General features: G+C 59.3%; 10 protein-coding genes. 5 read left to right on the top strand and 5 right to left on the bottom strand.

Annotation, left to right across the window (positions count from 1 at the left end):
- Window positions 1-684: 684 nt before the first annotated feature.
- The 3 genes from A6A03_RS12070 (at window position 685) to A6A03_RS12060 (ending at window position 6055) form a co-directional block, all read left to right on the top strand.
- Window positions 685-1173: a flavin reductase family protein gene (locus A6A03_RS12070; RefSeq protein WP_066788510.1), complete on the top strand. Its 489-nt coding sequence runs from the start codon at window positions 685-687 to the stop codon at window positions 1171-1173.
- Window positions 1174-1245: 72 nt separating this feature from the next.
- Window positions 1246-5292: a CHASE domain-containing protein gene (locus A6A03_RS12065; protein ID WP_066788507.1), complete on the top strand. Its 4047-nt coding sequence runs from the start codon at window positions 1246-1248 to the stop codon at window positions 5290-5292.
- A 154-nt stretch (window positions 5293-5446) separates the two neighbouring features.
- Window positions 5447-6055 carry a hypothetical protein gene (locus A6A03_RS12060; RefSeq protein ID WP_066788504.1) on the top strand — a complete coding sequence of 203 codons (609 nt, stop codon included), beginning with the start codon at window positions 5447-5449 and terminating at the stop codon, window positions 6053-6055.
- Between the two features lie 41 nt (window positions 6056-6096).
- Here the strand turns inward: A6A03_RS12060 and A6A03_RS12055 are convergent, their stop codons facing one another.
- The 5 genes from A6A03_RS12055 to A6A03_RS12035 form a co-directional block, all read right to left on the bottom strand.
- Window positions 6097-6570, bottom strand: a complete 474-nt coding sequence (locus tag A6A03_RS12055; protein WP_066788501.1) for an anti-sigma factor — start codon at window positions 6568-6570, stop codon at window positions 6097-6099.
- 3 nt (window positions 6571-6573) lie between these two features.
- Complete coding sequence (locus tag A6A03_RS12050) at window positions 6574-7248, bottom strand: RNA polymerase sigma factor (RefSeq protein ID WP_066788498.1); 675 nt, start codon at window positions 7246-7248, stop codon at window positions 6574-6576.
- 153 nt (window positions 7249-7401) lie between these two features.
- Window positions 7402-7614, bottom strand: a complete 213-nt coding sequence (gene yidD / locus A6A03_RS12045; protein ID WP_066788495.1) for a membrane protein insertion efficiency factor YidD — start codon at window positions 7612-7614, stop codon at window positions 7402-7404.
- Window positions 7615-7618: 4 nt separating this feature from the next.
- Window positions 7619-8257: a 4-vinyl reductase gene (locus tag A6A03_RS12040; RefSeq protein WP_066788492.1), complete on the bottom strand. Its 639-nt coding sequence runs from the start codon at window positions 8255-8257 to the stop codon at window positions 7619-7621.
- A gap of 79 nt (window positions 8258-8336) precedes the next feature.
- Window positions 8337-8846: a MogA/MoaB family molybdenum cofactor biosynthesis protein gene (locus tag A6A03_RS12035; protein WP_066788489.1), complete on the bottom strand. Its 510-nt coding sequence runs from the start codon at window positions 8844-8846 to the stop codon at window positions 8337-8339.
- Between the two features lie 431 nt (window positions 8847-9277).
- On the opposite strand from A6A03_RS12035, the gene A6A03_RS12030 reads away from it, so the two are divergent.
- Together A6A03_RS12030 and A6A03_RS12025 are read left to right on the top strand one after the other, a co-directional pair.
- Entirely contained in the window at window positions 9278-9670 is a 393-nt protein-coding gene (locus A6A03_RS12030; protein ID WP_066788486.1) for a metal-sulfur cluster assembly factor, read from the top strand.
- Complete coding sequence (locus tag A6A03_RS12025) at window positions 9667-10671, top strand: amidohydrolase family protein (RefSeq protein ID WP_066788482.1); 1005 nt, start codon at window positions 9667-9669, stop codon at window positions 10669-10671. Before A6A03_RS12030 ends, A6A03_RS12025 begins: the two co-directional genes overlap by 4 nt.
- The last annotated feature ends 47 nt before the right edge of the window (window positions 10672-10718 follow it).

Genomic DNA, 10718 nt, shown 5'->3' with positions numbered 1-10718 from the left:
GCGCGGAATCCAACCATGCCCCGCTCCCGCTCCCACGGGTGCGGGGAGCTGCTGCCGATCACGGTCGCGGTCAAACGCGGCAAGAACCCGCTCCCACGGGTGCGGGGAGCTGCTGGGTCTGCGCGACGTCCCGTTGTCATTGCGAGGGAGTGGTGGCACCCAGCCGCGCTGGGTGCCGCCCGACCGAAGCAATCTCCCGCTCTAGCGGTACGAGCCAGCTTTGGAATGGCAGGAACCCGGCCCTGAAAGGCCGGGCTCGGTTTACGAAGCCCGATCGGGCTGCTGGCCCGCTCCTCCCCCAGCGGGGGAGGGGTTGGGGGTGGGGGTAACTCGACCGTGCGCACGCGGAACGCTGCGCTTCGCGCGGAATCCAACCATGCCCCGCTCTCACTGGCGCAGGAGCGGGGCGTTCCCACGTTCTGCGCCCGCGATGCCGTACACGTTATCCAGCGGCTCCCCCTCTCCCGCCGTGAGGCGGGAGAGGGGCCGGGGGGTGAGGATCAGCGGCCTGCGGCCCGCCCCTCATCAGCCAGCGTAGGGGCGTGTAGGCAGCTTGAAACCTTCTCCCGCTAAATGGGATGTTGCGGCAGTCAAATTGCCGCACCCCATAACGCCTTGCTCATTTCACCGTACTCGGCGTATACTTCTATAAGGAAGAAGTTTTGAAATACGTTGAGATGTTCAATGACTGTCGATCCACGTGACTATCGCGCCACAATGGGTTTGTTTGCCACCGGGGTGACGGTGATTACCGCCAGTGATGGCCAGCAGATTCGGGGCATGACCGCTAACTCGCTCACTTCGGTTTCGCTTGATCCGTTGCTGTTACTCGTCTGTGTCGATCGCAAGGCGCGTATGGCGCCGGTGATCAGCGCAGCGACTCAGTTTGCGGTGAATATCTTGCGCGCCGATCAAGAAGCGATTGCACGCCATTTTGCCGGCCGGCCACAGCCTGATCTCGATATCCCAATGATTGAACTGGCCGGCGCACCAGTGTTGCGCGATAGCCTTGCCACATTGGTCTGCGCCCGCGATCGCATCCTCGACGGCGGCGATCACCTGATTGTGCTGGGGCGGGTGCTTGCGCTGCGTCGCGCACCTGAAGGGGAACCGCTCTTATACTTTGCCGGTGCGTATCGCCACTTGGCGGAAGTATCGCCAGCGTTGGCGTAAATTTCTCTAACGTGCTACGATTCACTCTGGTAGCGTTGGTTGATGTCGGCGTACCTACCGGAGTGTACGGCAATGATCTACCTACGCCGGCGCATATTGCTTGGCTTTGGTCTTGGTTACGCTGTACTAATCTGGCTCAGCGCGCAGCCGGTCGTCACCACGCGCGGCTTGCCATTGATTTGGCTCGCCGCTGGCGTGGCGTTAGGCGGTGCGCTGCTCGCCGGCAACCGCGTCTTGCCGGTCATCTTTGCCGGCGCCTTGGTTGGATACGGCGCCGTCTTCTGGCAGCTAGGTCTCCCGTTTGAGCGATTGTTGCTCTCGGCAGTAATCTTTGCCAGCACCGCGCTGGGACAGGCATGGCTGGCTTGTTTCCTCGTGTACCGGTTTGGCGGGTCGCTGCCGCCGGCATCCTTGCCACGTGTCTTACGGGTGTGCGGGTTACTCGCGTTGGCTGTCCTGCCGGCGCCGTTTATCGGCGTAGCGACAATGACCGCTGCCGGAGTGCGCTTGGCTGGCGATTGGCTGCTGGCTGGCGGGCAATGGTGGCTCAACTTCCTCGCCGGTGTTTGGCTGGTCACGCCTTGGTTTGTCGTCGGTGTCTACTATTGGCGCCAGCGACCCATGCGTGAACCGTTCTTGTGGCCGGTGAGCAGTCTCTTGCTGGCATTGCTGCTCTTTAGTTTGCAACTGATCTGGCGCGATGCCCAGCAGCGGTATGCTGACCAACTCCAAGCCGATGCCAACGAAATCATGAGTCTGATCGATGATCGGCTAACGCGCTATGAACAAGGAATTCAGGGCATTGGCGCGTTCTTTCTCGCTTCGCAGCAGGTTGAACAGCATGAGTTTAGCGTCTTTGTGCGCACTATCCTCAATCAGCTACCGGCGTTACAGTCGGTCGGTTGGGCGCAGCGAGTGACGCAGGCCGAACGAGTTGGGTTTGAGCGCCAGATGCAGGAAACCGGCTTGCCAGACTTTCGGGTGCGCGAACCGGGTGCCTTCGGTCCGCCAGCAGGCCCACGGCCTGAGTATTTTCCCTTGACGTATGTCGAACCGTTTGCCGAGCGCCGTCCGGTGTTAGGCATGGATATGGCGGTCGAGCCGGTACGGCGCGATGCGTTGGCGCAGGCGCGCGATAGCGGGCAGATTGTGATGACCGGGCCGATTCGCCCGTATGTGGCAACCGTGGATATGCCGGCGGTCTTGTTTATGGCGCCGGTGTATAATGCAGGCTTGCCGCCGCAAGATATCGACGAGCGCCGGCGCCGGATTACCGGAATGGTCATGTTCTTGGTGATGCCGGCTGAGTTGATCGAACAGGCGTTACGCCCGGTTGTCCCTCCTGATCTTGAGGTGCTCTTGCTCGATGTCACCGATGGCGCGCCGCAGCCGCTCGCTTTTTACGCATCGGGTGCGGCTCAACCGCCAGAGCAGCTTGATCTGGCGGGATTTGTGAGTGAGGCCGCGATGGTCATCGAGCAGGATCGCTATGGCCGGGTCTGGCAATTTGCGTTGCGGCCCGGCGCGACCTACCCAAACCGTTGGTTGAATTGGGATGTCGTGAGCCGCACGCTGATCGCTGTCGCTAGCCTTGTAATCTTCTTTCTCTTTATCGGTCAGCGCCAGCGGCACGACGCGCGCCAACGCCGGCTCACCCGCACCTATGCCTTGCTCAGCGCCATTAACCAGATGATCATCCGCGAACGTGAGCCGCAGCGGATTTTTCAAGAGGTCTGCCGGATTGCGGTTGAGGTGGGCGGGTTTCGGATGGCGTGGATCGGGCAGCGGCAAACAGGCAGTGATCGGTTAGAACCGGTGGCATTCGCCGGTGAAGCAGGCGATTACCTCGAACGCCTTCATATCTTACTGAGCGAAGATACGACCTGCCCGACGGCGCAGGCGCTGCGCAGCGGCCAAGCGATGATTGTCAATAATCTGGCGACTGATGAACGGGTGGCATTGTGGCGTGAAGCGGCGTTGCGGTTAGGGTATCGCGCCTCGGCGAGTTTTCCGTTGCTGGTTAATGGCGAGGTGTATGCGACCTTAAGCCTCTATGCCGGCCAGCCCGCTTTTTTCGATCTTGACGAAGTGCGTTTGCTCAACGAACTGGCCGATGATGTTGCCTTTGCCATCGTGGTCGGGCGGCAAGAGGCGCAGCTCCGCGCAAGCGAACAACGTAATCATCTCATTGTCAGTACATTGCCGGATATGGTCTTCCGGCTAAGCCGGCAAGGCGTCTTCATTGATTTCTCGGCGCCACCGAACACAATGCTTGTGCAACAGCCAGAACTCTTTCTCGGCCAACCGTTTGAAACAGTGTTGCCGGAGGATTTGAGCCGGCAATTGCGCGATGCACTGGAGATGGCGTTTGCGACCGGCGAATTACAGACCGTCGCCTATCAACTGCAGATCGACGATCGCGAACGCTTCTTTGAAGCGCGCATCAAGGCTAGCCCCGCTGGTGATGAGGCGATCGCGATTGTGCGTGATATCACGGCATGGCGTACAGCCGAGTTAGCCTTGCAGGCTGAACGTGATCTACTCGCCCGCCGCGTCGCCGAACGCACCGCTGAATTGAGCCGGGCCAATGCCGAGTTGGCGCGGGCCGTGCGCACCAAAGATGAGTTCCTTGCCAATATGAGCCACGAGTTGCGCACCCCGCTGAACGCAATTCTTGCCCTCAGCGAGAGCCTGTTAGAAGAGTTGCGCGGCCCGCTCAACGAGCGGCAGCAGGCGGCGGTGCGGGCGATTGAGGCAAGCGGTCGCCATTTGCTAGCCCTGATTAACGATGTGCTCGATTTGGCCAAAATTGAAGCGGGGCGGATGGATATCAGCAAAGAGGTGGTCGCGGTCAGCGATCTGTGCGAAGCGAGCCTGACACTGGTCAAAGAGCAGGCCCACAAGAAACAGATCCGGCTTTCGCTATCGATCGACAATCCGCAGACGCGCTTTTTAGCCGACCCCCGCCGTATCAAACAGATACTGGTCAATCTGTTGAGCAATGCCGTGAAGTTCACGCCCGACGGCGGTTCGGTGGAGTTGCAGGTTACGACCGATGCGGCTCAAGGCACCATTGCCTTTACGGTCAGCGATACCGGCATTGGCATTGCACCCGAACAGATGCAGTCCCTCTTCCAGCCGTTTGTGCAGCTCGATAGCAGCCTCAGCCGGCAACATGAGGGGAGCGGCTTGGGGTTGGCGCTGGTACGGCGTCTTGCCGATCTGCACGGTGGCAGCGTTTCAGTCACCAGCGAGCCGGGGAAAGGTAGCATCTTTACCGTGACGTTGCCGTATCAACCGGCAACGCATGCGGTTGCGACCGCGATTGATGACGAATTGTCGCCGTTGCGGGTGGCATTGGTGATCGTCGATTCGGTGACGATGGCCGATCAATTGGCCCGTTACCTCGAAGAGCAGCAGATCCAGCCGGTATTGGCGTTGCAAAGCAGTGACGCGCTTGCGCACGCCGCCACAGTGCGTCCCGATCTGATCGTGCTTGATCTTCACATCGCCGGCGGCGCGGGTTGGGAGATTCTCGCCGGCTTGCAACACGATCCTGACTTGCGTTCGATCCCAGTGATTGCCATCGTCATAGCGGATGAAGCCCAACAAGCGTTGGCAGCCGGCGCGACGGCATGGCTGGTGCAACCGGTTGATCGGGGTGCGGTTCGGCGTGCCTTGAGCCAAATCACTTTTTCGCCGCGGCCAACGACCACGCTGCACCTGCGCCGCGGATTAGGCGCTAAGCTCTTGGTGGCTGAAGACAACGAACTCAACCTCGCAACGATGAGTGAATACCTGAAGGCGTGTGGGTATGAGTTGCAGGTCGCGCGGAATGGGCGCGAGGCGTTGGCAGTCGCCGCCGAATGGCAGCCCGATCTGATCATCATGGATATTCAGATGCCTGAAATGGACGGGTTAGAAGCGATCCGGCAATTACGCGCGCAAGCGATGTACGCTGCTACACCGATTATTGCCGTCACCGCGCTGGCGATGCCGGGTGATCGCGAGCGTTGCTTATTGGCCGGCGCAACCGATTATCTGGCCAAGCCGGTAAGTCTGCGCCGGTTGGTCGAGCGTATCGAACAGCTTTTGCAGCAACAGCAACATGCCAGATAATTCCAGTGTATCTGGTACTCTTCATGTGCTACAATCAGACATAACAATGAGGTCGGTGCAGCCCCCCTCGCTGCTGCCCTGTCACCCTCGCCGCTGCGCGCAACGACCTGCGCCACCGTTAGTTCGTTACCCATTCCGCCAGAGGAGCGCCCCTATGCTGGCCCGGATCGCACTCAGCCTGCTGCTTGGCTTCATTTGCGGCACGACCGGTCTGGTCTTCATGCCCGATTTAGCTCGCGTGATCGGCCCGTTCATCTGCACTGGCGAATTGCAGCCCGTTCGCAGCGACGGTGTGTTGCATTTTCGTTGCCGCACTGTCAATGGCGATGAACAGCGGCTCGATCTCAAACAGATGTTGCCGTATGCCATTATCAGCACATCGTTGCTCTTGATCCCGCCGGTGCATACCGCTATTCGCCACTTTGAGCGGCGCTATTCGGCGATTCGGCAGGCGATCGATCGCGATTTAGCCACTTCAGTGCCGGTGCGCGCTGAGCTGTTGAAGGTAGAGATTGTTGGTTCGTATAAGCGAGCCATTTTGATGCGAGCGGTCGAAACGGAGTTGACGCTGTGGGTCTACCCGCCGGCTCAGCGTCCTTACGAAGCGCGCGCATACTGGTTGGTCGAGGAGGCGGGCTTGCCCAATCTCCGGCGCGGCACGATGCTCAATGCGCGGATCAACCCCTTGCGTCCGCAGCGCGTCTATCCGGCGGAACCGTGGGCGACATACCTCTGGCATGAACAAGCGCCGGCAGGAAAGTAGGGGAATGGTAAGGGGCGGGCGCCAAACCCGCCCCTCAGCATCTACGACGACGAACTTCTGCTCCCGATCGGTTTCAGTTCAGGCTGCCACGTATCGAGCAGAATCCAGAGCACGAGCGCCAGCAAGACCCAATGCAATTGGTCGCGGATGAGCGCAGCGATGCTGACGGCTTCGCGGGCAAAGGGGATGGTCTCGTACAGCGATTGCAAAAGCCGGGCAGGCAACGCTTCCAATTGCGCGATCAGCGAGCCGGCGCCAAGCTGAAACCAGACAATCTGATAGAGATAGGCAGCGCCAACCATCGAAACCAGCACTGCGAGCGCAATCAAGCCAATGGCAAGATAGAAGCGCCAGCGTGGCAGTGGCGCCGTGGCCGGAGCAGGGGTGGGCGCGGCGTTTGGCACCAATTGCAACAGCCGGTGCGTCAATTCAGGCGGCGCCTCCCAGCGCAATTCGTGGCGGAGCGCCGCATCGAGCAGCTCTTCTGGTGGTGGTGTTGGCATTGGCGTAGACATAACTCACCTCCTTCCCCACCCCGGTAGCAGGCGTAGCGGCGTAATCCGTAGCGACTGATCATCAACCGGTTTCGGCGCCGGCTGATTCACGGCGCGGGTCGCCGGTGGTTCATTCGTTTGCAACAATTGGGCGAGGCGCTCTTTGCCGCGCCGGATATGGCTCTTCACGGTATTGAGGGGCAGGTCAAGAATCTCAGCGATATCGGTATACTTGAGATCCTCAAAGTAGTATAACGTCAGCACCAACCGGTAATGCGGTTCGAGCTGTTCGAGCGCGCGGCGCACTTCAAGCCGCAACTGGTTGACATCGAGCGATTGGGCCGGATCGACCCAACGGTCAGGATCAGCCACGGTATGCAGCGCATCGAGCTCTTCGTCATCGGCAGCGGGCGGCACAATCGGCGCTTGCCGTCCGCGCCGGCGTAATTCGTCGCGGCACAGATTGACCACCAATCGGTACAGCCACGTGGTAAACCGGCTCTCGCCGTTGTACTGGGGCAAAGCGCGGAAGAGCCGGATAAACGCCTCTTGGGTCAGATCAGCGGCGTCGTCGGCGTTCTTGAGCACGCTCATTGCGATACTATAGACATAATGTTGCTGACCGATGATCAAATCGGTCAACGCCTGTTGGTCGCCTTGTTGGGCGCGCACAATCGTCTCGCGAGATGGTTCAGCCACCGGTTTGCTACTCCTGACGCCGGTAAAGCGTCATAGGCACGCTGCCGGATCGCAGCGGCGGACTGGCTGATAAATAGACGACGGTGCGGCAGAAAAAGTTGCGCGCAACAGGAAAAGCTAAGCGCCGCGTATATCGCGGCGCTTAGCTTTGCGTTACGGCACCGGATCGTACCCGCCGCGGGCGAAGGGATGGCAGCGCGCGATCCGTTTGATCGTCAGCCAACCACCGCGGAGCGCGCCGTGCTTCTTAATCGCTTCATAGCCGTAGTGCGAGCAAGTGGGGGTATAGATACAGCTCGGCGGCGTCCACGGCGAGATCGCGACCTGATAGAAGCGGATCAGCTTCAAGAGCAGCCAGCGCAGCATACGCTTACTCCAGCGGATCCTTGCCGATGGCAAAGGCGCACGACGAGCAATTACCCTGCCCCATGCACGAGATCTGCTCGACCGAGAAGCGGCGGCCACCGCTCACCCAAGCAGTTGCCTCTTCGAGAATGCCGCGGGCGATGTAGAACACCGGCCCCGGCTCAGGGCGTGTGATACAGTTCGAGCAGCGGGTGATGTGGTACACAAACCGTCCGCGCTCTTCCTCGACATGGCTCGACTGGTCGGAGAAGCGGTCAAACGTTTGGGCAGTGGCGTTCAGCACGATCTTGAGCTTCATGGTGATCGGCATGAGTTTCAATGCCAGATCAGCCATGCCAAGCAGCGGACCGAACTCCTTCAGACCAAGCGAGAAGGCGACACGCCCGGCGCGCAACTCAAGGCCGCGCGCTCCACGCGGCCCGTACATCGTGCCGAGCGCCACCGAATACTTCGAGATGGCTTCGAAGGGAAATTCGCGCTTGAGGTCGTTCGGCGGGTAGGCGTCGATGTACTGTTGCAGATCGGCAAGCCGGAGCAGGGCCTTCACGCCGTTCTGACCCATGACTTCCTCCAGCGACAGGAAGCAGAGTCGGCCGATCTTATTAGGATAGTACAGGCCGCGGAAGGCTTCTACTGACGTCATGGGTTCTCTGGCTCCTTCTCACAGCTACGAAGAGAACGGCTCTTTGCGATAACGCTCATACTATAACAGAAAATGGCGATTAGCGCACAGTTTCCCAGACCAGATGCGCCAATTCGGGCAAGATGAGGCGGTTCATACCGAGCTGAACCGCGTTGGGCGAACCGGGCAGGCAGAAGATGAGCGTTCTGCCAAAGATGCCAGCGGTTGCGCGCGAGAGCATCGCGGCTGGCCCAATCTCGGCAAATGACAACATGCGAAACAATTCGCCAAAACCGGGCAATCGCTTTTCCAGCAAGGCGTCAATCGCTTCAAAGGTACTATCGCGCCGGGCAATGCCGGTGCCGCCATTGGTGATGATCACTTTGCACCCTTCGGCGGCAAAACGACGCACCATCTCGACGATTTGCGCCGGCTCATCTCGCACCACGGCATATTGTACCACATTGTGACCGGCTTGCGTCAGCGCCGTGCAGATGTAGCGACCACTTTCATCGGTTGCTTCGGTGCGGCTGTCGCTCATCGTCAGCACCGCGCAAGGAATGGCGGCAGTCTGTGTCGCTGCTGCCTGACGGTGTTCTTGATGGCCCATAGTACGGTTCCTCGCCGTTTATGAATCTGCTGTATCCTACCATAATTTGGCCGGTTGTGTCCAATTCCTTGCTTGTCAACCGACCATGCCTGTTTCGCTGGTGCTCGCATGCCTCTACCGGTATTGCTGCTGTTGCCGGAAGTGAATCACAGGGTGCATCTGTGTTTGGTATTGATATACCATTGGCGCGACCGCTTACGGCGCAGCGCGCTGGTGGGCTGGCTCGGTAGCGGTGTTCGTTCCATTTTCCAAAATTCTGCACTGTTACCTTGCAAATAACTTGCATTCATTTTAGATATTTGATATATTCATGTCAGATCTCACTTCATGCCAAGTCACTTATCGCAACGCAGCGCCTCTTCGCCTTCGTCGTTCTCCGGCGTCGCCTCAAGAACGGTGTTCTCTTTCCGTGTCTTTGTCAGGAGGTGTCAATGGCAGATACCGCAACCGCTGGAATCGGTCACGATGACGTGATGGCTGTGCTGCGCCAATGCTACGATCCATGCTGTAAAGAGCGGCAGGTGAGCGTCGTGGATATGGGCCTTGTCGAGCAGATACGGATCAATGGCCCGCAGGTTGATATCGATATCATCCTCACAACTGGGTGGTGCCCGTTTGCGTGGCATCTGCTGCAAATGATGGAAGAGGAGGTCAAGTCGCTGCCCGGTGTCGAACAGGTGCAGGTCAATATTACGTGGGATACGCCGTGGTCGCCCGAACGGATGTCAGCGTTGGCCCGTGAGCGGCTGCGCTTGCCGCTCGAACAGTTGTTGCCGCTGCGCGAGGCGCGGATGCAGAATGCGCAGCAGGAGGGTGCGCCATGATTGATGATGCGTTTGTCTTCGATGGCGTCTGTCACGTGTTTAATTTCGATAAATCGAACGCCTTTGGCAAGCCCGGCGAGATGTTTATCGAGCATCTCTACGCCTTCCACCAAGTGCTCAATGCCCCCGGCGAGAAGACGCTCAGCCGCGAAGAGTATATGCGCGAGTGGCACGTCGATGAGATTGGCCGGATGGTCTTCGATGAAAGCCCAACCGACATGATCATTGCCCAGCCCTTGCCGCTGACCGACCTGTTCAAAGATGGCCTCTCGGCGTGGGAACGCTGCGCCGAGATGGCCCGTCGCTACCCCGATCGGGCGATCTTCTGGGGATCGATCAATCCGCTTGAGGGCAAGAAGGCCCTCGACCTGATGGAAATTCAGGTGAAGGAGTATGGCGCACGCGGCTTCAAGCTCTACAATGTGCGCTACGATTATGGCCAGCCGTTTCCATGGCGTATGGACGACCCGCGGGTGGCGTTTCCGGTTTTTGAGAAGGCGCTTGAATTAGGGGTGAATATTATCGGCGTTCACAAGGGGGTGCCGCTCGGCCCGCAGCCGGTGGAGCATACCCAAGCATGGGATATGGACGGCGCAGCGGCCAATTTCCCTGAGATCAACTTCGTCATCTTCCACGTCGGCTTGCCCTTTATCGATGAGATCTGCTGGCAGTTGGTGCGCTATCCCAACCTGTACGCTTCTATCGCCGCCACTGTCAACTTTGTCGTCCGTTCGCCGCGGGTCTTCGCCGAAACGATGGCCAAGCTGCTCTTCTGGTGCGGCGAAGATAAGATTATCTACGGCGGCGAGTCGCCGATCTGGCATCCGCGCGGCGCGCTCAAGGCGTTCTGGGAGTTTGAGCTGCCTGAAGACATCGTGCAGGGGTATGGCTGCGGCCAGTTGACGAAAGAGGCCAAGAAGAAGATTCTCGGCCTGAATCTGGCTCGCTTGCACGGGATTGATGTTGAGGAGAAGAAGCGCAGTCTTGGCTTGGCGGCCTAGCGTAACTCTTGGCGCACAGAGCAAGAGCAGCTCTGTGCGCCTTGCCA

The organism is Chloroflexus islandicus (assembly GCF_001650695.1).
Classification (GTDB): domain Bacteria; phylum Chloroflexota; class Chloroflexia; order Chloroflexales; family Chloroflexaceae; genus Chloroflexus; species Chloroflexus islandicus.
The sequence above is the reverse complement of the archived record's forward strand: the minus strand, read 5'-3'. Positions and strand labels throughout refer to the sequence as shown.

What these genes read in the sequence shown, in the direction of transcription:
- A6A03_RS12055 (WP_066788501.1), bottom strand. Translation starts at nt 6,570, where the DNA reads ATGTCTACGCCAATGCCAACACCACCACCAGAAGAGCTGCTCGATGCG.
- A6A03_RS12025 (WP_066788482.1), top strand. Translation starts at nt 9,667, where the DNA reads ATGATTGATGATGCGTTTGTCTTCGATGGCGTCTGTCACGTGTTTAAT.
- A6A03_RS12030 (WP_066788486.1), top strand. Translation starts at nt 9,278, where the DNA reads ATGGCAGATACCGCAACCGCTGGAATCGGTCACGATGACGTGATGGCT.
- A6A03_RS12035 (WP_066788489.1), bottom strand. Translation starts at nt 8,846, where the DNA reads ATGGGCCATCAAGAACACCGTCAGGCAGCAGCGACACAGACTGCCGCC.
- A6A03_RS12060 (WP_066788504.1), top strand. Translation starts at nt 5,447, where the DNA reads ATGCTGGCCCGGATCGCACTCAGCCTGCTGCTTGGCTTCATTTGCGGC.
- yidD (WP_066788495.1), bottom strand. Translation starts at nt 7,614, where the DNA reads ATGCTGCGCTGGCTGCTCTTGAAGCTGATCCGCTTCTATCAGGTCGCG.
- A6A03_RS12070 (WP_066788510.1), top strand. Translation starts at nt 685, where the DNA reads ATGACTGTCGATCCACGTGACTATCGCGCCACAATGGGTTTGTTTGCC.
- A6A03_RS12040 (WP_066788492.1), bottom strand. Translation starts at nt 8,257, where the DNA reads ATGACGTCAGTAGAAGCCTTCCGCGGCCTGTACTATCCTAATAAGATC.
- A6A03_RS12065 (WP_066788507.1), top strand. Translation starts at nt 1,246, where the DNA reads ATGATCTACCTACGCCGGCGCATATTGCTTGGCTTTGGTCTTGGTTAC.